This is a genomic window from Duganella lactea (assembly GCF_009857505.1).
Classification (GTDB): domain Bacteria; phylum Pseudomonadota; class Gammaproteobacteria; order Burkholderiales; family Burkholderiaceae_D; genus Rugamonas; species Rugamonas lactea.
The window spans coordinates 96,956-118,810 of record NZ_WWCP01000016.1 but is presented as its reverse complement, the minus strand read 5'-3'; the positions used below and the strand labels follow the sequence as shown (position 1 = coordinate 118,810).

Here is a 21,855-nt window from a genome sequence, read left to right as displayed (position 1 = left end):
CGGCTATCGCTGGTATGGCGGCGCCACACCGCCCGCCGCAACCACGCCGGTGCCGCCGGTGCCGCCGGCGCAGGGCCCGCGCTGGACGCGGCTGGCGGCGCCGTTGCTGCTGGCGCTGCTGATCCTGTTGGCCCTGCTGCTGGCCCTGCGCGCCTGGCCCACCCTGCTCCAGTTGCTGGGCGTGTTTTCAAGCATGAGCCTGCTGGCCTTCGGCGGCGGCTACGTCTTCATCCCGCTGTTGCAGCACACCGTGGTCGACACCTATCACTGGCTCAGCGCGCGCGAATTCACCGACGCGCTGGCGCTGACCCAGCTCAGCCCCGGACCGGCGATGATCAGCGCCGCGCTGATCGGCCTGAAAGTGGCCGGCTTGCCGGGTGCGGCGGTGGCGACACTCGGCATGTTCGGCCCCAGCGCGGTACTGATCGTGCTGGCCAGCGGCGCCATGCAACGGCTGCGCCACAACGCGGCGCTGCAGGCGGCCTTGACCGGCATGCGCGCGGCGCTGGCCGGCATGGTGTTGGCGGCCGCGGCAGGCATCGCCCGCGGCCAGCCGCCGCACTGGCTGGCGCTGCTGATCGGCGCGCTGGCGCTGCTGGCGCTGCTGCGCCTGCGTATCGATGCCGCCCTGGTGGTGCTGTGCGCCGCGCTGGCCGGCTGGTGTTTTTTCTAGGAGAACCGCTATGCAAACAAGCCCATCCGGCGCCATCCGGCGTCCGCGTCCCGTGATGATGATCCCGCTGCGCCGCTGCGGCAGCCATGCGCTGCGGCTGCGGCTGAACCTGGCGCCGGAGTTCTACTCGCCCTACCCGCTGCACATCGTCGACTTCATGCCGTTGCTGCCGCTGTACGGCGACCTGGACGACGACCGCCAGTATTTCCGCCTGGTGAGCGACCTGTGCGGCCTGCAGGCGGTCAGCATGGTCAAGTGGCCGCAGATGACCTTCGATCCGGTCGAACTGTTCGAGGCGCTGCGCCACCAGCCGCGCAGCATCCACCGCATCCATTGGGAACTGCTGCTGCGCGCCGGCGAGCAACACGGCGCCCAGGTGGTGATGGACAAGTCGCTGGACAATGTGCACTACGCCGATGAACTGATGACGCTGCTGCCGGAGATGCGCTTCGTCAACGTGGTGCGCGATCCGCGCGCCCAGGTGGCGTCGATGAACCGCGCCATCATCCACGATTTCGACAGCCGCCTGAACGCCGAAACCTGGTTGGCAGCACACCAGGCGGCGGACCGGCTGGTGCAGCGCTATCCGGAACGCGTGCTGACCATCCGCTACGAGGACTTCGTGGAGCGGCAGCGCGCCACGCTGGAGGCGCTGTGCGACTTCCTCGACATGCCGTTCCTGCCGCAGATGCTCGACATCGGCGCCTCGCAGGAGGCGCGCCAGATCGCCCAATTGTCGGCGCTGTGGTCGTCCAACTGCTACCCGCCGATCGCCGCCAACATCGACAAATTCCGCCAGCAGTTGTCGGAAGACGAGCTGAATGTGATCGAAACGCTGACCGGCAACTATATGGACCGCTACGGCTACGCGCGCCTGACCGCCGGCGACGCCGCGCTGTCGGCGAGCGATCGCACGGCGGCGCTGGCGCGTTCCGACGCCGGCCGCGCGCAGGCCTGGCGCGCGCTGGAACAAGACAACTTCCGCGACTACGTGCTGCGCCGCTGCCGCGCCGACTATCTGGCGCAACTGCGCGCGCGGCTCGGCCAGCAGGCGCCGACCGGCGCGCCGGCCACGCTGAGCGAACTCGATCCCGCCGCCTTCGAAGTCAGCGACTGAGGTCGCCGCCCGCCGGGTCCCGCCCCCGGCTTAAAATAAAATACATAAGCACTTATGTATCGTGCTAAAGTATATCCATGAGACAAGGACTTGGAACCCAATTGCGCCACCTGATCGACCTGCTCGATGGCGCCGTCGCCGCCGCCTACGAGGAGGCCGGCATCGATTACCGCCCGCGCTACACGCCGGTGATGCGCGCGCTGGAAGGCGGCCAGCCGCACACCATCACCCAGATCGCCGAAGCCGCCGGCATCACCCAGCCAGCCGCCACGCAGACGGTCGCGCTGATGATGAAGGAAGGCCTGCTGGACGCCTCCCCTGGCGAACGCGACGCGCGCCAGAAGGTGATCCGCCTCAGCGCCCAGGGCCAGGCCCTGCTGCCACAACTGCGCGTGTGCTGGCAAGCCACGCGCGCCGCCGCCGACAGCCTGGACGCCGACCTGCCGCACGCATTGTCGGACACCCTGGCGGCGGCCATCGCCGCCCTGCAAACAAAGCCCTTCGGCGCGCGCATCCGCAGCGCGCGCGCCGCCATCACCCGCAACCAGGAGACATCATGAGCATCGCCCAGCACATGGTTCCCCCCGGCCCCAGCTTGTTTGCACGTCTGTGCGCGCATCCCGCCGCCCGCGTCGTGCTGGGCATCGTCGTCACCATGCTGCCGATCACGCTGACCATGCTGCTGGCCGACATCCTCGTCCCCAAGCCGCTGCGCGTGGTGTGGCCGATGCTGCTGGCGGCCGCGCTGAGCGTGAGCGCCTACCGCTGGTTCGTCATCCGCCTCGAACAACGCCAGCCCACTGAATTGTCGCTGCGCGGCGCGGCGCGCGAAACCGGCATCGGCGTGGCCTTCGGCGCCGCGCTCGGCCTGACGGTGGCCGGCCTGCTGGCCGCCGCCGGCGCCTTCGTCATCACCGGCAGCAGCGACAGCTGGAGCTTGCTGCTCAAATGCCTGCCGGAGCAGATCATGGTGGCCTGTTTTGAGGAGATATTGTTCCGCGCCGTGGTGTTCCGCATCGTCGAACAGCGCTGGGGCACGCGCGCCGCGCTGCTGACCTCGATGGTGCTGTTCGCGCTGGCCCATCTGTCGAACGACAACATCAGCGTGATGGGCATCGCCATGACCGGCATCGCCTCGCTGGTGTTCAGCGCCTGCTACCTGCGGACGCGCCGTCTGTGGCTGCCGATGGGCCTGCACTTCGCCTGGAACTCCACGTATGACGGCTTGTTCGCGCTGCCGATGTCCGGCCACGCGGCGCGCGGCTGGCTGCAGGTGTCGCTGTCCGGCCCGGAATGGCTGACCGGCGGCGGCTACGGCGTGGAAGCCTCGGTGGTGACCTTAGTCGTATGGGGCGCCGCCGCCATCCTGATGCTGCGCCAGCGCCCAGCCAACGTGCTCGCGCACTAAGGCCGACGGATGATCGCGGCGCGCTTGCAGCGCCGCGACAATCGCCGCGTCGCCTTTGGCGCCTGCCGCCGCCGCGTTACCCAGCCCCACCGCGATATTGCGCAGCCATCGCTCATGGCCGATGCGGCGTATCGGGCTGCCCTCCATGTTGCGGTTGAATTCTTCCTCGCTCCACGCGAACAGCGTGGTCATCGAGGCGCTGCCCAGGCCATGGCGCTCGTCGAAGTCCGGCAGCACGGCGCGCTGCGCGAACTTGTTCCACGGGCAGGCGGTCTGGCAATCGTCGCAGCCGTAGACGCGGTTGCCGATCAAGGGCCGCATCTCCAGCGGAATCGCGTTCTTCAACTCGATGGTCAGGTAGGAGATGCAGCGGCGCGCATCCAGCCGGCCCGGCCCGAGAATGGCCTGCGTCGGACAGGCGGTGAGGCAGGCGGTGCACTGGCCGCAGTGGGCGCCGGTCGGTTGGTCCACCGGCAACGGCAGGTCGACCAGGAATTCGCCCATGAAGAACATCGAGCCGGCGGTGCGCGACAGCAGCAAGGTGTGCTTGCCGCGCCAGCCCAAACCGGCCTTCTCGGCCAGCGGCAACTCCATCACCGGCGCCGAGTCGGTGAACACGCGATAGCCGAAATCGCCGATCTCCGCCGTCACCTTGTCGGCCAACTGCTGCAGGCGCGCGCGCAGCACCTTGTGATAATCGCGGCCGCGCGCGTAGACCGAGATCACCGCCGCGCCGGGATCGGCCAGCCGCGCGGCCTCGCGCGCGCGCCAGTCCTGTTCACCACCCGTTTCGGTGTCCCTCGGCAGATAGTTCATGCGGGCGCTGACCACGCGGATGGTGCCCGGCACCAGTTCGGCGGGACGCGCGCGCTTCATGCCGTGGCTTGCCATATAGTCCATTTCGCCGTGCATGCCGGCGTCCAGCCAGGCCTGCAGGCCGGCTTCGGCGTGGCGCAGGTCGACGTCGGTGATGCGGATTTCGGCAAAGCCCAGCGCCACGCCCCAGCGCTTGATGCTGAGGGCAAGTTCGGCTAAATTGGTTTCGGTCAGGGACATCTTGAGCAAGCAGGCGGTTACAATGGCGGTCAACCCAACATGACATTTTAATTGATGCAGCACTTCACAGCCCATCTCCACGACGAAGAAGGCACCGCCGCCCTGGGCGTGGCGCTGTCGCGCGCCCTGCTGCCCGGCCTGTCGATTCACCTGCACGGCGACCTTGGCGCCGGCAAAACCGCGCTCACGCGCGCGCTGCTGCACGCCGCCGGCCATGTCGGCACCGTCAAAAGCCCGACCTACACGCTGTCCGAACCCTACCGCATTGAGCTCGACGGCCGCGCCGTCGGCGTCATCCATTTCGACCTGTACCGCATGGGCAGCCCGGAGGAATTTCTCGACGCCGGTTTCCGCGAAGACTTCAACGGGGAGAACATTTGCATCGTCGAATGGCCGGAAAAAGCCGAAGGTGTGCTGCCGCCGTCGGATTTGAATGTGTATCTGACTGTGGCAGGGCACGGTCGTGATGTAGAATTGCAGGCGTCCACCGCCTTGGGTAACTCATGCCTTCAACGCCTCAAATTCGCGCCCAATATGTGAGCCGCCGCACCGTCCTGAAGGCCGGCGCCACCTTGCTGCTGTCGGTCACCGCGCCGATGCGCGCCAATGCCGCGCAGATTCTCGCCGTGCGGGTCTGGCCGGCGGACGACTATACCCGCGTCACGCTGGAAAACGATACCGACCTCAAAGCCACGCACTTCATCGTCAAGGACCCCGAGCGCATGGTGGTCGACATCGAAGGCCTGGACCTGAACCCAACGCTCAAAAGCCTGGTCGCCAAGATCCAGTCCAACGACCCGTACATCAAGCAGGTGCGCGTGGGCCAGAACCGGCCCAACGTGGTGCGCCTGGTGTTCGACCTGAAATCCGAAGTCAAGCCGCAGGTGTTCACGCTGCCGCCGGCCGGCAACTACAAGCATCGCCTGATCTTCGACCTGTACCCGGTCAAGGAGGTCGATCCCATCGCCGCCATGATCGAGAAAGGCGAATGGACCGATCCGCCGGCCGATATGGCGGGCGTGCAAACGCCAAAAGAGCAGCTGTCCGAACTCAAGCCGGACCTGAAGGCCGAGCCGCGCGAGGAACTGAAGGCGCAGGTCAAAATCGCCGAAGCCCAGACCAGGGCGGCGGAAAAGGTCGACAAGCAGGGCAAGATGGTGCGCATGCTGACCATCGCGCTGGACCCCGGCCACGGCGGCGAAGACCCCGGCGCCTCGGGCCGCAACGGCAGCCGCGAAAAGGACATCGTGCTGGCCATCGCCAAGCGCCTGAAGAACAAGCTGGAAGACCTGCCCAACATCCGCGTGATGCTGACCCGCGACGGCGACTACTTTGTACCGCTGGGCACCCGCGTTGAAAAAGCCCGCAAGGTGCAGGCCGACCTGTTCGTCTCCATCCACGCCGACGCCTTCGTGCAGCCGACCGCGCGCGGTTCGTCGGTGTTCGTGCTGTCCGAAAAAGGCGCGACCTCCTCGGCCGCGCGCTGGCTGGCGGACAAGGAAAACTCGGCCGACGCCATTGGCGGCGTCAATCTGAAGAACCACGACCGGCAACTGGCCAGCGTGCTGCTCGACCTGTCGACCACCGCGCAGATCAACGACAGCATGAAGCTGGGCCGCGCGGTGCTGGGCGAGATCGGCGGCATCAACCGACTGCACAAAGGGTCGGTCGAGCAGGCCGGCTTCGCGGTGCTGAAGGCGCCCGACATTCCATCGATCCTGATCGAGACGGCCTTCATCTCCAACCCCGAGGAAGAGGCCAAGCTGCGCGATGAGGACTACCAGAACAAGCTGGCCGACGCCATCGTCACCGGCATCCGCCGCTACTTCGCGAAAAATCCCCCGCTGGCGAAAAACCGGCTGATTTAAAAAAGAGAGAGACATGGCTGTCATTCACATGACCGAATACGGCGCGCTGCCGGCAGTACACATCACCGCCGACGATGGCGCGCAAGCGACGGTGTCGCTGTTTGGCGCCCACTTGCTGTCGTGGAAAACCGCCGATGGCAAGGAGCGCCTGTTCGTCAGCGCGCAAACGCCGCTGGACGGCAGCAAGGCGATTCGCGGCGGCGTGCCGGTCATCTTCCCGCAGTTTAATGTGCGCGGTCCCGGCCTGCGTCACGGCTTCGCGCGCGTCAGCAACTGGCGCCTGACGGGCCAGGGTGGTGAGAGCGGCGACGCCTTCCTCGAATTCAGCCTGGCGCCGGGCGACATCGCCGCCGAACACGCGCAAGCCTGGCCGCACGACTTTGCGCTGACGCTGTGCTTCACGCTGCGCGACAACGCGCTGGAAATGGCATACAGCGCGCACAATCCGGGCAAACAAGCCTACCCGTTCGGCGTGGCGCTGCACACCTACTACGATGTCGGCCGCCTGGACGCGACCAGCATCGACGGCCTGCGGAACCAGCAGTTCCTCGACCATCACAACCAGACGCGCGTGCAGGATACGCCGCTGCTGCACTTCACCGAGAAGCACGACCGCATGGTCGAAGCCACGCCGAGCGTGACGCTGAACACGGCCGACGCCACGCTGCGCCTTGAGCAGCAAGGCTTCCAGCAATGGGTGGTATGGAATCCGGGGAAGGAAGACGCAGCCGCGATGGTCGACCTGGCCGATGACGAGTACCTGCGCTTCGTCTGCATCGAGCCGGCGCGCATTTACCAGCAGCCGCTGGAAGCCGGCGCCACCTGGACCGGCAAGCACCGCATCATCGCGTAATTACTGCGATTCTTTGATAATCCGACCGTTGCTCGGCTGCGTGGGACGGGCGTTCAATGGATACAGACGGCTGAACAGCGCCATCTGCGCCGGCGACGCCTGCACCGGCTCCTTCATCACCAGCCACAGAACATTCTCCTCGCACGGCGGCGTGGTCATGGAGCCCATGAAGGTGAAGTAATCGCGGCGCGCCGGAATCAGATCCATCGGATCGAGCGTGGACGACGGCACGGCGGTATCAAACCTCTCCAGCGGCAGATTGTTCCACACGGTCTGAATCACCGGCTGCGGCTTGCCGCGCTCCAGCAGCAGGGCCAGTATCGCAATGCGCCCCTCGCCGTCCTTGTGCACCAGGTGCATCACCATCTCGAAGCCCTTGCCGTTGATACGCTCCTCGGACGGACGATGAAAGTGGAACTGCACCAGCTCATAGGTGCGGTTACCCACCGTGATGAAATTGCCGTTGCCGACCATGACCTGCACCGTATGGCCGTTATCCGTCACATTGAACGACGACGGATGATAATCAAACGTGATCTGCTCCAGATCCACCTTCATGCCATCGCGGATATCGATCGGCGACTGACGGTTGCCGCTGCCGCACCTGGCCCAGGCGGGATTGATCTTGCCCCAGTTGGCCGGACCGGCCTCGCCCTCATACGACCACACATTGCTGTACACCTTGGGCACCGCCGCCACCGCTGCCGCCTTGGCGGCCGCCACCTTTTTGGCCTTGGCCGCGGCGGCGGCGCGCGCCTGCTGATTGGCGCGCATGGCGGCCAACCGCTCCTGGATGCGCACCGACAAATCGGCCTCCGCCTGGGCTTCCTCTTCGCGCTTGCTCAGTTTGCGCGCGGGGGCGCTGGCCGAGGCAGAACCGGAAGCCGAAGCCGCGCCAGCCGCGCCGCCTAGGAGCGCCGTTTTCGTCGACGGCGAAATCAGCGGATCTTTGTCAGCGCCGACGGCCGCGGAAACAACGCAGCAACAGGCCAGCAGGGTCAGGAGGGTACGCATGGGCTTTCCAGAGGTGACAATTACACCTTGGTTAACGGATGCTTTTGGGAAAAACTTGAGGGGAAAGGAGGGAAGAAGTGGCCCCCCGTCATGCCGCGACGGACGCGCGGCATGACGGCACGCGGGTTTCAGCGGCTTTGCAGGCGGCGCGTCAGCTTGTACAACCCGCCAAAAACCATCGGCACAATCACCAGACCAATGCCGAACAGCACGATTTCGGTCAGGTGATCGCGGACGATCGGGATGTTACCAAAGAAGTAACCGGCGGCGGTCAGCGAGCACACCCACAGGATCGCGCCGGTGAAGTTGTACAGCTGGAAGCGGGCGAAGGTCATGTCCGACACGCCGGCCACAAACGGCGCGAACGTGCGCACCAACGGAATGAAACGCGCGATCACGATGGTCTTGCCACCGTGCTTTTCAAAAAATTCATGGGTTCTGGTCAGCGCGGCTTTATTCAGCCAGCGGTAGTCATTGGTGAACATGCGCTGCCCGACCTTCTCGCCGATCCAGTAATTGCAGGTGTTGCCGGTGATCGCCGCCGTGGTCAGCAGCAGCATCAGCAAGGGCAGATTCATCTGGCCTACCGCGCACAGCGCGCCGGCGATGAACAGCAGCGTGTCGCCGGGGAAAAAGAACAGGACAACCAAGCCGGTCTCAGCGAAGATGATGGCAAACAGAACAACATAAATCAGCGTTCCGTATTGGTCAATCAGCACTTCCAACGTTTTGTCGACATGGAGGAGCATGTCGAAGAATTGCATAAAATCCATATTCTTCTCTTAAAGTAAGCGCCAGAATCATACACCACGCCATCGCACCGTGGGCCGCGGCGCGGCGCTTTCCCGTCGATTACTATCCAGTTTACAATCGGCGCATGCCCGGCAGCAAGCGGGTTTGATCAACCGAGGAGATTTGGATGGCTTTGTCCCGCACTTTCCGTGTTTTATCCCTGCCCGCGTTGGCTTTTGGCCTGCAACTGGCGTCCGCCTTGGCGCACGCCGCCGACTTGCCGCCGCGCCCGAGCGCCGGCGACATCGTCAAAACCTCCAAGCCGACGGACTGGCGCCCGACCGATCCGGCCAACACGCTGTACATGGACCTGCCGACCGGCCGCGTGGTGATCGAGCTGGCGCCGGACTTCGCGCCGCAGAACATCGCCAACATCAAAACGCTGGTCAAGGAGCATTACTTCGACGGCCTGTCGATCAACCGCTCGCAGGACAACTATGTGGCGCAGTGGGGCGATCCGAACGCCGAGACCAAACCCAAGTCGCTCGGCTCGGCCAAGGCCAAGGTGGCGGGCGAATTCAGCGTGCCGATGTCGAATGACAAACACTTCGTGCCGCAAAAGGATGCGGACGGCTACGCGCCGCAGATCGGCCACTCGAACGGCTTCCCGGTCGGCCGCGATCCGAAAGCCGGCACCACCTGGCTGGCGCACTGCTACGGCGCGGTGGGCGTGGGCCGCGACAACGACACCGACAGCGGCACCGGCGCCGAGCTGTATGCGGTGACCGGCCACGCGCCGCGTCACCTGGACCGCAATATCACGGTGGTCGGCCGCGTCATCGCCGGCATGCCGCTGCTGACCGTTCTGCCACGCGGCAGCGAGGCGCTGGGCTTTTACGGACCGAACGAGGCGCGCATGCCGATCGTCTCGGTGCGGCTGGAGGCCGATGTGCCGGAGGCGGAACGCAGCCACCTGGAGGTGATGCGCAGCGACGCGCCGATCTACCAGCAGGTGCTGGAGGCGCAGCGCAACCGCGGCGGCCCGTGGAACAAATACGCCGCCAACTATCTGGAACTGTGCAACGCCACCATGCCGGTGCGCGAGCGCGGCAAGTTATAATCTCGCGATGAATGCCCCCGACCTCCGCCCGCCACGTCCCATCCAGGCCCTGCCTGACCAGCTGATTTCCCAGATCGCCGCCGGCGAGGTGGTGGAACGGCCGTCGGCCGTGGTCAAGGAGCTGCTGGAGAACGCGCTGGACGCCGGTTCCACGCAGATCACCGTGCGGCTGGAGGAAGGTGGCGTCAAACGCATCTGCATCACCGACAATGGGCGCGGCATTGCGCATGATCAGATGAAGCTCGCGCTGGCGCGCCACGCCACCTCCAAGATCGCCTCGCTGGATGATCTGGAAAACGTCGGCACGCTGGGCTTCCGCGGCGAGGCGCTGGCGTCGATCGCCTCGGTGGCGCAGGTGACCATCACCTCGCGCACCGCCGACGCGGCGCATGCGTGGGAGATCGAAGGCTCGCACAACGCCACGCCGACGCCGTCCTCCGGCGCGCTGGGCACCACCATCGACGTCAAGGACCTGTACTACAACACGCCGGCGCGGCGCAAGTTCCTCAAGTCCGAGCAGACCGAGTATGGCCATTGCGCGGAAGTGGTGCGCCGCATCGCGCTGGCGCGGCCGGACGTGTCGTTCTCGCTGACGCACAACGGCCGCACGGTCGAACACTGGAACACCAGCGAAATCGCCCGTCGCAGCGCGCAGATTCTGGGCGACGGTTTTGCCGAGGCGCGGCTGCCGGTGGACGAGACCATCGGCCCTCTGCGCCTGCACGGCTATGTCGGTTTGCCCACCGCGTCCAAGGCGCGCGCCGATGGTCAGTTCTTTTACGTGAACGGGCGCTTCGTGCGCGACAAGGTGCTGGTGCACGCCGTCAAAGCGGCGTATCAGGACGTGCTGCATGGCGACCGTTTCCCGTCGTATGTGCTGTCGCTGGACATGGACCCGTCACTGGTGGACGTCAACGTCCACCCTTCAAAAATCGAAGTGCGCTTCCGTGATGGCCGCGCGGTACACCAGTGCGTGTTCCACGCGGTGCAGCGCGCGCTGGCGCAGACTTCCGCCACGGCCCACGGCAGCGTGCCGTCGCCGCTGCCGGCGGCCGAAAGTCTCGGCATCGCGCCCGCATGGCGCGGCGAACAGACTTCGTTCGGCCCGTTGCTGGCGCCGGACTACGCGCCGACCTTCTCGCCATCGCCCTTCAGCGCGGACAGCGCCGGCGCCGGCAAGGCTGGTGGCGGGAGCGGCGCTGGCGGCTACGCCGGCCCGCGCTTCGGCGCCAACGGCGGCGTGGCGCAGAGCACCGAAAAATACGGCGCCATGTTCAGCGCCTCGGAGCGCCCTGCCAGCGACCGCTCGGCGGCCGACATGGCGCTGCCGCAAACCAGCTCCTTCACCGTCTCCGCCGCCGCGCTGGCGCAGGAAGAATTCCCGCTCGGCTTCGCGCTGGCGCAGCTGCACGGCATCTACATCCTGGCGCAGAACGCCAAGGGCCTGGTGCTGGTCGATATGCACGCCGCGCACGAGCGCATCCTCTACGAACAGTTGAAGAACGCGCTGGATAGCCGCGTGGCCGGCGAAGAAATGCAGGTGCAGCCGCTGCTGATTCCGATCACCTTCTACGCGGACGCGGTGGAAGTGGGCACCGCCGAGGAACACCAGGACACGCTCAAAATGCTGGGCTTCGACATCGCCGTCCTGTCGCCGACCACGCTGGCCGTGCGTTCGGTGCCGGTGCTGCTGAAAAACGCCGACGCCCAAACGCTGGCGCGCGACGTGCTGCGCGATGTGCGCGAATTCGGCGGCTCGCGGGTGCTGATCGAGCGTCAGAACGAACTGCTCGGCACCCTCGCCTGCCACACCGCCGTGCGCGCCAACCGCATCCTGTCGGTGCAGGAGATGAACGCCCTGCTGCGCCAGATGGAAATCACCGAACGCGCCGACCAGTGCAACCACGGTCGGCCGACCTGGGTGCAGGTCGAAATCGGCGCCCTCGATAAGCTCTTCCTGCGCGGTCAATAATCATGAGCGGCAAACCACTGGCCGTCGCCATCATGGGCCCGACGGCGTCGGGCAAAACCGCCTGCGCGCTGGCGATCGCGGCACGCATCCCGTCGGAAATCATCTCGGTCGATTCGGCGCTGGTGTATCGCGGCATGGACATCGGCACCGCCAAGCCGACCAGGGAAGAACTGGCCGCCGTGCCGCATCACCTGATCGACATCATCGACCCGCTGGATGCGTACTCGGTGGCGCAGTTTCGCAAGGACACCCTGCGGCTGGTGGACGAGATCAGCGCGCGCGGCAAGCTGCCGTTGCTGGTCGGCGGCACCATGCTGTACTTCAAAGGCCTGGCCGATGGGCTGGACGACCTGCCCGGCGCCGATCCCGCCGTGCGCGCCGCGCTCGATGAGGAAGCCGCGCGCCTCGGCTGGCCGGCGATGCACGCGCGCCTGGCCGCCGTCGATCCCGACACCGCCGCCCGCCTGGCGCCGGCCGACGCGCAACGCATCCAGCGCGCGCTGGAAATCTACACGCTGAGCGGCAAGCCGATGTCCGAGCTGCTGGCCTTGCGCGACAAGACCGAGCTGCCGTTCGAGCTGCTGTCGTTTGCGCTGGAACCGTCGGACCGCGCCGTACTGCACCAGCGTATCGCGCGCCGTTTCGATTTGATGCTGGAGGAAGGCCCGGACGGCAACCTGATCACCGAGGTGGAAGCGCTGCGCCGGCGCGGCGACCTGCATCTGGGCCTGCCATCGATCCGCTGCGTCGGCTATCGCCAGGCGTGGGAATACCTCGATGGCACCATTGATTACCCGACCATGCGCGAGACCGGCATCATCGCCACGCGCCAGCTGGCCAAGCGGCAGCTGACGTGGCTGCGCTCCATGCCGGAGCGCGTGGTCATCGACTGCCTGGGCCCCGATCCCGCGCCCATCATGCTGGCGCGGATCGCCGAACGGCTGGGCTAAGCCAACCTCAGCTCTTGGGCGGCTCGCCGCTCATGTACACCAGCTCCCACAAGTGGCCGTCCAGATCCTGGTAGCCATGGCCGTACATGAAGCCGTGATCCTGCGGCTCCTTGTAGGCGCTGCCGCCGGCCTCGATGGCCTTGTTGACCAGCGCCGTCACCGCCTCGCGCGACTCCACCTGCAGACACACCAGCACCTCGGTTGATTGGTGCGCGTCGCTAATCGGCTTGGGCGTAAACTCCTTGAAGCGGGTTTCGGTCAGCAGCATGACGAAAATATTCTCGGCCACGATCATGCAGGTGGCCGAGTCGTCGGTGTAATGCTGGTTGAAGCTGTAACCCAGATGGGCGAAGAACTGGATGGATTTCTGCAGGTCCCGCACCGGCAGATTCACAAAGATGTTGGTAGTCATGTTGCCCCCATTCGGAAATACAAATATACCAATGTTCCGACGTCCATCACGCGACAGACGTCACTTTTTTCAAAAAAGTTGGAGGTCCGCCTTGACAGTCAGACCTCCATCCCCGATAATGCTTCGCGTTGCAGGTGATATAGCTCAGTTGGTTAGAGCATAGCATTCATAATGCTAGGGTCGGTGGTTCAAGTCCACCTATCACCACCAAGATTCCGGAAGCCGTAAATCATGATAAATGATTTACGGCTTTTTCCGTTTCAGCGGTATTCGCAAGGCACGGCGAAGTCCACATGGTAGTGCTCGCCACAGCAAACACATCAGCAACCGACGCATATCGACATCCGTGAAAAACGGCCGTTTTGCACACCTGCGACAAATCAAACTGACCATCCGCAAGCGGCACAAACTACACTGCCTGACAGGAGGTGCCGCATGAACGACCGCCCATCCGAACCCGTGCAGGAAACGATGTCCGACGAGGACTTCGCGATGATCGTCCAGGAGATGATCAAAACCCCCGGCTACTACGAAGAACGCGCCCGTCGCATCGCGGCCATCAACACATATCGCGACTTTCTGCTCAGCTTTGGGCCAATCCCGAATGATCTTGTAAGAGAGATTCGCGACGAGGAAGATGCGTAACGTCCGTATTCCCGATGAACTGGAAAGCATCACCACCACCCGCGTGATCAACGTCCGGCCGCCACCGCTGGTTTGAGACCGCTCGTCGGATTTTTTCCACAAATCGTATAGAAAATTTGCATTCGCCTATACGAAGTGGACATACCACTCCCGCCAAATCGCCCCAATGTTGTTTGTATTCAATTTGTTCACATAGACAAAAACGCCTTACCCATAGGCGGCGCGCGTCATTATCCAGCGATGATGCGGCGCAATAAACCGTTTGGCGCCCAAGTTGCCGCAAAAACCCGAAGTGATTAGTCTTGTTGTTGACAGGTCATCAGACATCCTGCGCTCCCAGAACGACACCACTGAGGAAAATATGAAAAAGAAAATATTGGAGACACTGATTCCGCTCGCCTTGGCGGCCATGTATGCCCCCGCCGGCCTGGCCCAGAGCAGTCCGGCGGCCCCCGCCAACAGCCCCAGCGAGTCGCCCGCGCCTGCGGCCGACGACGCCAGCACCAACACCGTGGTCGTCACCGGTTTCCGCTCCAGCCTGCAAAAAGCGCTGAACCTGAAACAGCAAGCGATCGGCGTGCGCGACTCCATCGTCGCCGAGGACATCGGCAAGTTCCCGGAGGCGAATATCGCCGAATCGCTGCAGCGCGTGCCCGGCGTGATCCTGAACCGCGACGAAGCCTCCGGCGAAGGCCAGCGCATCTCGGTGCGCGGCCTGCCGACCGAATACGTGGTCACCACCCTCAACGGCGCGCCGGTCAACACCACGTCGACCTCGACCATCGGCTCGGCCGCGCGCGGCTTTAACTACGACGTCTTCGCCTCCGAGCTGTTCGGCCGCGTCGACTTCTACAAATCGCCGCTGGCCGAGCTGAGCGAAGGCGGCCTCGGCGGCGTGGTCGATCTGCAGACCCCACGTCCGTTCGACAATCCGAAGCGCACCATCCGCTATGGCCTGACCGACACCTACAACACCGCCTCCAAGCATAACGACCCGAACGGCTTCGTGCTGTACTCGAACACCTGGGACAAGCTCGGCTTCCTGATCGGCGCCTCGCACTCGGGCAACGTCAACACCCGTTCCGGCTTTGAGGCGACGGGCGGCTACAACAGCTCGGCCAACGGCAGCGCCAATCCGGTCAAGGGCAACTTCGGGCTGTCGCTGGACTTCAACAGCCCGTTGGCCAATCTGGGCGGCTACACGCGCGACCAGGTGGCCAACGCCTTCCTGCCGCGCATCTACCGCTTCTACGGCTCGGAAAACGAGCGCACGCGCGATGGTCTGGTGTCGTCGGTCCAGTGGAAGACGCCGACCCTCAACGTCAGCCTCGACACCATGTATTCGAAGCTGAAGAACACCCGCACGGAACAGCTGTTCGGCATCCTGATCCGCAGCACGGCCACCACCAACCGCAACGCCCCGGTCGGCGCCGCCGGCAACAACGGCCTGATTCCGCTGAACGTCAAGATCGACCCCAGCACCAATCTGCTGACCGGCACCTTCGGCAACACCACCTACAACGGCGGCGCCAGCTACAACGAGGACGAGACCAAATTCGGCTACGGCGCCCTGAACGCCAGCTGGAAGGCCAGTCCCAAGCTGACGCTGAGCGGCCAGGCCAGCCTCAATCAAAGCACCGCCACCAGCGCCGGCGGCACGCTGTCGGGCTACATCTACGGCGCCACCTCGACCATCGACTACGGCGACGATCACGTCTATCCGTCGATCTCGTCACCGACCAGCTACACCGATCCAAACAGCTGGAGCGGCTTCACCATCAGCAGCGGCAAGACCAAGGAAACCGACAAGGGCAAGCAGGCGCGCGTCGCCGCCGATTACGACTACGACCTGGCCGGCGGCTGGACCGGCCACCTGAAGTCCGGCCTGACGTTCGTCTCCACCCTCAAGGGCGTCAACAAGCGCAACGGCACCGCGCTGGCCACCGCAAAGCTGAACAGCATCGGCGCGGCCGGCCTGCGTAACGCGATGACCTCGCAACTGCCGATCGACCATCTGGACTTTGGCGCCGGCTGGCCGCACAGCTGGGCCACCTGGAACAGCGGCTACTTCTATTCGCAGTTCGATCCGGAGGTGTACAACCCGCAATCGACCTTCCAGCCCAATCAGAGCTTTGAAGCGCAGGAAGACGTGAAGACCGCCTATGTGCAGTCGGACTTCAAGGGCGAAATCGCCGGCCGCGAACTGCGCATCAACGCCGGCGTGCGTTACTCGAAGACCGACACCAAGATCGACAACTTCAAGCAGCAAGGTGCCAGCCTGACTTACTCGCCGAATCACGAACAGGGCTCGTACAGCAACGTGCTGCCGGCGCTGAGCGCCGCGCTGGACGTCACGGATCAACTGATGTGGCGCGCCTCGTGGGGCAAAACCATCACCCGCGCCTCGCTGTCGATCATCGCCGCGCAGACGGTGATCCCGAACCAGTTCGACACCAGCGCCACCTCGGGCAATCCCAACCTGCGTCCGCAGCAGTCGAAGAATCTGGACACCAGCCTGGAATGGTACTTCCAGCCGGGCAGCCTGCTGTCGGCCGGCGTTTTCCACAAAACGCTGACCGACGCCACCGTCGCCAACACGCGCGTGGTCAGCTTCGGCTCCCTCGGCCTGCCGGATACGGCCCTCGGCCCGCTGTTCCAGGACGCGAACGGCCGCGTCGATCCCAACCTGCCGATGACGCTGCGCACCTACACCAACGCCGGCGAACAAAAGCTCAAGGGCTACGAACTGGCTTACCAGCAGGCCTTCAGCTTCCTGCCGGCGCCCTTCAACGGCATGGGCGCGCTGGCCAGCTACACCCACATCAATCCGTTCAACAGCGCCAAGTGGATCACCAACGCGGGCAAGGAGATCGAGGTCAACTCGGTGCCGAAGTACGCCTACAGCGGCACGGTCTACTACGAGCAGGGCAAGTGGGCGGCGCGCATGTCCTACAACTACAAGGGCAAGTCGCTGCACGGCGATAACCCGCGCAACAACGGCGATGACCTGATCCGCTGGCGCGCCGGCCGCGGCTACCTCGATGCCAACATCAGCTACCAGTTCAACGACAACCTGGAGTTCCGCATCGATGCGCTTAACCTGAGCAACACGCTGGCCTACGATTACTTCGAGGACGCCAGCGGCCAATACGGCAACGGCAAGAAGACGCGGATGGACTATGCGAAGTATGATGGCCGGACGATCAAATTCGGCATCCGGGGGAAACTGTAAGCCATGATGAAACGACTCTACGCCGTCACGCTGATGGCGGCCAGCGTGACCGTATTGGCCGGCTGCGCCTCGGCGCCGCCGGCGGTCGACACCTCCGAGCAGGAGGTGGTCGGCATAATCAACAAGGTCAATAACTACTGGCAGCAGCGCGAGAAGCCGCAGCAATGGTCGTTCTGGGATATCGCCGCCTACCACACCGGGAATATGGAGGCCTACAAGATCACCGGCAACCCGGTGTGGCGTAAATATTCGGAGGACTGGGCGATCCACAACCAGTGGCAAGGCGCCAAGTCCAACAACAAGGCTGAATGGAAGTATCGGTACGGCGAGACCGACGAGCATGTGCTGTTCGGCGACTGGCAGATCTGCTTCCAGACCTATGCGGACCTGTACCAGCTCGATCCCGATCCGAAGAAAATCGCCCGCGCGCGTGAGGTGATGGAATACCAGATGAGCACGCCGAACAAGGATTACTGGTGGTGGTCGGACGGCTTGTACATGGTGATGCCGGTAATGACCAAGATGTACGGTATCACCGGCAATCGCCAGTATCTCGACAAGCTGCACGAGTACTTCGAATACGCCAACAGCATCATGTACGACAGCGACGAAAAGCTGTACTACCGCGATGCGCGCTACGTCTACCCGAAACACAAGAGCGTCAATGGCAAGAAGGACTTCTGGTCACGCGGCGATGGCTGGGTGTTCGCCGGGCTGGCGAAAGTGCTGCAGGAGCTGCCGAAGGACGACCCGCACCGCAACGAATACATCGCCAAGTACCAGGGCATGGCGCAGGCGCTGAAGCAAGCGCAGACCGCAGACGGCTACTGGACCCGCAGCCTGCTCGACGCCGAGCACGCGCCGGGCCCGGAAACCAGCGGCACCGCCTTCTTCGTCTACGGCTACCTGTGGGGCATCAATAACGGCCTGCTGGAGCGCGACGCGTATCTGCCGGTGGTGCGCAAAGGCTGGCATTATCTGAGCAAGACGGCGCTACAGCCGGACGGCAAAATCGGCTACGTGCAGCCGATCGGCGAGCGGGCGATTCCGGGCCAGGTGGTGGACCAGAATTCGACCACGCCATTTGGCGTCGGCGCCTACCTGCTGGCATCCTCCGAGATGGTGCGCCTGCTGCGACAATAACAACGGAGACTGAATGGAACGACGACACTTTATCCACACCCTCGCCGCCACCGCCGCCGGCGGCATGGCGGCGACACAGGGCGCGGCCATTGCGGCAACCGCGACGCCTGCAACCGCCGCCGACGCCAGCGGCGCGGCAGCCCGCGCCCAGCTGGCGGCGCTGGCACAGAAAATGACAGAACCGGTACTGACCAATATGGCCGCCGGCACGCTGAAGAAAAACTTCAACCTCGAAGTCAGTCCCACCTGGGATGGACGCGACAAAGGCGTGGCCTATCTGGAATGCTTCGGCCGTCTGATCGCCGGCGTCGCCCCCTGGCTCGCGCTGCCGGACGACGGCACGGCGGAAGGCCGCACGCGCAAGCGCCTGCACCAGCTGGCACTGCAAAGCTACACCAACTCGGTAGACCCATCCAATCCGGATTACCTGCTGTGGAAAGGCCCGGGCCAGACGCTGGTCGATTCCGCCTACTTCACCAACGCGCTGATGCGCGCGCCGAAGGCGCTGTGGGAGCCGCTGGACGCCAGGACCAAGCAGCGCATCATCGCCGAAATCAAGGCGCTGCGCCGGATCGAACCGCCGTACATCAACTGGATGCTGTTCTCCGCCATGAACGAAGCCTGGCTGATGTCGATCGGTGAGGAATTCGACCCGCTGCGCATGAACGTCGCCATCCGCAAAATCAACGAATGGTACGTCGGCGATGGCTGGATCAAGGACGGCGAAGCCTTCCACTTCGACTACTACAACGCCTTCGTCATGCACCCGATGCTGGTCGAAATCCTTGACGTGCTGGAGGCGAAAAAAGGCGCGTTCTGGAACGGCAAGCCGGAAGAGCTGCGCGCGCAAGCCATCAAGCGCATGCAGCGCTACGGCGAACACCTGGAGCGCTTCATATCCACCGACGGCAGCTTCCCGCCCATCGGCCGTTCGCTCACCTACCGAACCGCCGCCTTCCAGCCACTGGCGCTGCTGGCGCTGCGCAAACAACTGCCGCAAAGCCTGCCCGAAGGTCAGATCCGCGCCGCGCTGCAAGCGGTGCACAGCATCATCTGGTCGGCGCCGTCCAACTTCACCAAGGACGGCTACCTGACCATCGGCTTCGTCGGCCATCAGCCGGAGTTGGGTGACTGGTACTCCAACAACGGCAGCATGTACATCGCATCCGCCAGCCTGCTGCCTCTGGGCCTGCCGCCCACTGACAGCTACTGGACCGCGCCAGCGCAAGACTGGACACAAAAGAAAGCCTTCTCCGGCGCCCGCTTCCCTAAAGACTATCCCGTAAACTACTAATGACGATCCAATCCAAAAACCGCCGCCGCGTATTGCGCGGCGCAGGCGCCGCGGCCGCGGCGACCACCATCGGCAGCATGCTGCTGCCAATGTCCGCACAAGCCGCGACGCGCTTCACCATCTCCGACACCGACTTTATGCTCGATGGCCAGCGCCTGCAGGTCCGCTGTGGCGAAATGCACTTCGCCCGCGTGCCGCGTGAATACTGGCAGCACCGCCTGAAGGCCATCAAGGCGATGGGCCTGAACACCGTCTGCGCCTACCTGTTCTGGAACTACCATGAATGGCGCGAAGGCCGCTTCGACTGGCAGGGCCAGCGCGACGCGGCGGAGTTCTGCAAGCTCGCGCAGCAGGAAGGCTTGTGGGTCATCCTGCGTCCGGGTCCTTATGCCTGCGCCGAGTGGGAAATGGGCGGCTTGCCATGGTGGCTGCTGAAGAAACCGGGCGACGCCTTCCTGCGCACGCGCGATGCCAACTTCGTGCAACCAGCACGCCGCTACATGAAGGAAGTCGGCCGCGTGCTTGGCCCGCTGCAGATCACCCACGGCGGCCCGATCCTGATGGTGCAGGTCGAGAATGAATACGGCTTCTTCGGCGAAGACCTGGACTACATGCGCGACATGAAAGCGATGCTGCAGGACGCCGGTTTCGACGTGCCGCTCTTCCAGTGCAACCCGACCAACGCCGTGGTCAAGAGCCACATCGACGGCTTGTTCAACGTGGCCAACTTCGGCAGCGATCCGCTGACCGGCTTCAAGGCGCTGGACCAGGTGCAGAAAGGCCCGCGCATGTGCGGCGAATACTACTCCGGCTGGTTCGACACCTGGGGCGCGCCACACCGTCGCGGCTCGGCCGCCGGCGCCGTCGCCGACATCCAGACCATGCTGAAGATGAACGGTTCTTTCAGCCTGTACATGGCGCACGGCGGCACCAGCTTCGGCCTGTGGGGCGGCTGCGACCGCCCCTTCCGTCCCGACACCAGCAGCTACGACTACGACGCCCCGATCAGCGAAGCCGGATGGGTCGGCGAGAAGTTCCAGGCCTACCGCGAAGGCATCAAACCCTTCCTGCAGCCCGGCGAAAAACTGCCACCGGCGCCGGCGGCCAACCCGCTCATCGCCATCAAACCATTCGCGCTGAAGGAATCCTGCACGGTGGCCGCCGCGCTGCCGGCGAACGTGATCCGCGCGGTGTCGCCGCAACCGATCGAGCAGTACGACATCAGCCGCGGCATCGTCTCCTATCGTGTGACGCTGCCCGCCGGCCCCGCCGGCAAGCTGGAGGCGGCCAAGGTACGCGACCTGGCGTGGGTCAGCATCGATGGCAAGGAGGTCGGCACGATGGACACGCGCCACCGCCGCTTCAGTATCGACCTGCCGGCGCGCAGCAAGCCGGCGACGCTGGAGATCCTGCTGTACACCATCGCCCGCGTCAACTTCGGCGTCGAGATCCACGACCGCAAAGGCCTGCATGGGCCGGTGCGCTTCAACGGTCAACCGCTGGAGAACTGGGAAATCCGCGCCATCGACTTCGACGCCGACGCCGTGCTGCCACCGCTGACCTGGAAGACCGGCCGCGCACAAGGCGCCGCCTTCTGGCGCGGCAGCTTCGACGTCACGCGCAACGGCGACACCTTCCTCGACATGAGCGGCTGGGGCCAGGGCATCGTCTGGGTCAATGGCCGCTGCCTGGGGCGCTACTGGAGCATCGGCCCGACGCAGACCATGTACCTGCCCGGCCCATGGATCAAGCAAGGGCACAACGAAGTGGTGGTGCTGGACCTGACCGGCCCGCGCAGCGCGCGCATCGAAGGTCTGAAAACGCCGATCCTCGACAAGCTGCGTCCGGAGTTGGACCTGCCACGACCACCGAGCAAAGTGAAACCGGCGCTGGACGGCGTTCAGCCGGCGTATGAAGGCGAATTCGCCCAAGGCTCCGCCGTGCAGGACGTGAAGTTTGCGCAGCCCCTGACAGGCCGCCAGTTCTGCCTTGAATCGGTGGACGCCTTTGACGGCAAGCAGTACGCCGCCGTCGCCGAATTGGCGCTGCTGGGCGCCGACGGCAAGCCGCTGAACCAGTCCAACTGGACCATCGCCTACGTCAGCAGCGAGGAGTTCACCAAGGAGGACGGCGGCGCGCTCAACGCCATCAACGGCCAGGCCTCGGACTTCTGGCACACCGCCTACAGCGGCAAGGCCGCCATGGCGCCGGGCGCGAAACACCCGCACCGCCTGATCATCGACCTTGGCAAGGACGACGTGGTGGCCGGCCTGCGCTACACGCCGCGGCAGGGACCGGAGGGTGTCACCGGCCGCATCAAGCACTTCCGCGCCTACGTCGGCAACCAGCTGGTGAAGGAAAACTGA

At 64.6% G+C, this 21,855-nt stretch carries 19 protein-coding genes and 1 tRNA gene; 16 read left to right on the top strand and 4 right to left on the bottom strand.

Annotated elements, in window-relative coordinates; all coding sequences use genetic code 11:
• The 4 genes from GTP44_RS14820 to GTP44_RS14805 form a co-directional block, all read left to right on the top strand.
• Positions 1 to 673 (top strand): chromate transporter (locus tag GTP44_RS14820; RefSeq protein ID WP_161020025.1); only part of this gene is annotated, 673 nt, incomplete at its 5' end.
• 10 nt (positions 674 to 683) lie between these two features.
• Positions 684 to 1,790: a sulfotransferase gene (locus GTP44_RS14815; protein WP_161020024.1), complete on the top strand. Its 1,107-nt coding sequence runs from the start codon at positions 684 to 686 to the stop codon at positions 1,788 to 1,790.
• A 101-nt stretch (positions 1,791 to 1,891) separates the two neighbouring features.
• Entirely contained in the window at positions 1,892 to 2,350 is a 459-nt protein-coding gene (locus GTP44_RS14810; protein ID WP_229256919.1) for a MarR family winged helix-turn-helix transcriptional regulator, read from the top strand.
• Positions 2,347 to 3,198, top strand: a complete 852-nt coding sequence (locus GTP44_RS14805; protein ID WP_161020022.1) for a CPBP family intramembrane glutamic endopeptidase — start codon at positions 2,347 to 2,349, stop codon at positions 3,196 to 3,198. The genes GTP44_RS14810 and GTP44_RS14805 overlap by 4 nt, the downstream gene beginning before the upstream one ends.
• On the opposite strand, the gene queG is transcribed toward GTP44_RS14805, so the two are convergent.
• Positions 3,130 to 4,254 (bottom strand): tRNA epoxyqueuosine(34) reductase QueG, encoded by a 1,125-nt coding sequence (queG, locus tag GTP44_RS14800; RefSeq protein WP_161020021.1) that lies wholly within the window; start codon positions 4,252 to 4,254, stop codon positions 3,130 to 3,132. The genes GTP44_RS14805 and queG overlap by 69 nt on opposite strands.
• A gap of 54 nt (positions 4,255 to 4,308) precedes the next feature.
• Between queG and tsaE the strand changes: the two genes are divergently transcribed.
• Genes tsaE through GTP44_RS14785 form a run of 3 tightly spaced genes read left to right on the top strand, consistent with a single transcriptional unit; the run spans position 4,309 to position 6,975 of the window.
• Positions 4,309 to 4,794 (top strand): tRNA (adenosine(37)-N6)-threonylcarbamoyltransferase complex ATPase subunit type 1 TsaE, encoded by a 486-nt coding sequence (tsaE, locus tag GTP44_RS14795; protein ID WP_161020020.1) that lies wholly within the window; start codon positions 4,309 to 4,311, stop codon positions 4,792 to 4,794.
• Positions 4,758 to 6,122, top strand: coding sequence for an N-acetylmuramoyl-L-alanine amidase (locus tag GTP44_RS14790; RefSeq protein ID WP_161020019.1), 1,365 nt, complete (start codon positions 4,758 to 4,760; stop codon positions 6,120 to 6,122). The genes tsaE and GTP44_RS14790 overlap by 37 nt, the downstream gene beginning before the upstream one ends.
• A 13-nt stretch (positions 6,123 to 6,135) precedes the next feature.
• Positions 6,136 to 6,975, top strand: coding sequence for a D-hexose-6-phosphate mutarotase (locus tag GTP44_RS14785; RefSeq protein WP_161020018.1), 840 nt, complete (start codon positions 6,136 to 6,138; stop codon positions 6,973 to 6,975).
• On the opposite strand, the gene GTP44_RS14780 is transcribed toward GTP44_RS14785, so the two are convergent.
• Together GTP44_RS14780 and GTP44_RS14775 are read right to left on the bottom strand one after the other, a co-directional pair.
• Positions 6,976 to 7,989, bottom strand: coding sequence for a carbonic anhydrase (locus GTP44_RS14780; protein WP_161020017.1), 1,014 nt, complete (start codon positions 7,987 to 7,989; stop codon positions 6,976 to 6,978).
• Between the two features lie 128 nt (positions 7,990 to 8,117).
• Complete coding sequence (locus GTP44_RS14775; protein WP_161020016.1) at positions 8,118 to 8,762, bottom strand: VTT domain-containing protein; 645 nt, start codon at positions 8,760 to 8,762, stop codon at positions 8,118 to 8,120.
• 146 nt (positions 8,763 to 8,908) lie between these two features.
• Here GTP44_RS14775 and GTP44_RS14770 point away from each other — a divergent pair, with 146 nt between their 5' ends.
• The 3 genes from GTP44_RS14770 to miaA are packed head-to-tail and all read left to right on the top strand — an operon-like array spanning position 8,909 to position 12,763.
• Entirely contained in the window at positions 8,909 to 9,841 is a 933-nt protein-coding gene (locus tag GTP44_RS14770; RefSeq protein WP_160992171.1) for a peptidylprolyl isomerase, read from the top strand.
• 7 nt (positions 9,842 to 9,848) lie between these two features.
• Positions 9,849 to 11,813 carry a DNA mismatch repair endonuclease MutL gene (mutL, locus tag GTP44_RS14765; protein ID WP_160992170.1) on the top strand — a complete coding sequence of 655 codons (1,965 nt, stop codon included), beginning with the start codon at positions 9,849 to 9,851 and terminating at the stop codon, positions 11,811 to 11,813.
• Between the two features lie 2 nt (positions 11,814 to 11,815).
• Positions 11,816 to 12,763: a tRNA (adenosine(37)-N6)-dimethylallyltransferase MiaA gene (gene miaA / locus GTP44_RS14760; protein ID WP_161020015.1), complete on the top strand. Its 948-nt coding sequence runs from the start codon at positions 11,816 to 11,818 to the stop codon at positions 12,761 to 12,763.
• Positions 12,764 to 12,770: 7 nt separating this feature from the next.
• Here the strand turns inward: miaA and GTP44_RS14755 are convergent, their stop codons facing one another.
• Positions 12,771 to 13,175, bottom strand: coding sequence for a VOC family protein (locus tag GTP44_RS14755; protein ID WP_161020014.1), 405 nt, complete (start codon positions 13,173 to 13,175; stop codon positions 12,771 to 12,773).
• Positions 13,176 to 13,308: 133 nt separating this feature from the next.
• Here GTP44_RS14755 and GTP44_RS14750 point away from each other — a divergent pair.
• From GTP44_RS14750 to GTP44_RS14725, 6 genes are all read left to right on the top strand, one after another.
• Positions 13,309 to 13,385, top strand: a tRNA-Met gene (locus GTP44_RS14750).
• Positions 13,386 to 13,610: 225 nt separating this feature from the next.
• Positions 13,611 to 13,820, top strand: coding sequence for a hypothetical protein (locus GTP44_RS14745; protein WP_161020013.1), 210 nt, complete (start codon positions 13,611 to 13,613; stop codon positions 13,818 to 13,820).
• Positions 13,821 to 14,181: 361 nt separating this feature from the next.
• Entirely contained in the window at positions 14,182 to 17,052 is a 2,871-nt protein-coding gene (locus tag GTP44_RS14740) for a TonB-dependent receptor (RefSeq protein ID WP_161020012.1), read from the top strand.
• Positions 17,053 to 17,055: 3 nt separating this feature from the next.
• Positions 17,056 to 18,195, top strand: coding sequence for a glycoside hydrolase family 88/105 protein (locus GTP44_RS14735; RefSeq protein WP_229256918.1), 1,140 nt, complete (start codon positions 17,056 to 17,058; stop codon positions 18,193 to 18,195).
• A gap of 13 nt (positions 18,196 to 18,208) precedes the next feature.
• Positions 18,209 to 19,489: a DUF2264 domain-containing protein gene (locus GTP44_RS14730; RefSeq protein WP_161020011.1), complete on the top strand. Its 1,281-nt coding sequence runs from the start codon at positions 18,209 to 18,211 to the stop codon at positions 19,487 to 19,489.
• On the top strand, positions 19,489 to 21,855 hold the full coding sequence (locus GTP44_RS14725) for a beta-galactosidase (protein ID WP_161020010.1): 2,367 nt from the start codon (positions 19,489 to 19,491) through the stop codon (positions 21,853 to 21,855). Before GTP44_RS14730 ends, GTP44_RS14725 begins: the two co-directional genes overlap by 1 nt.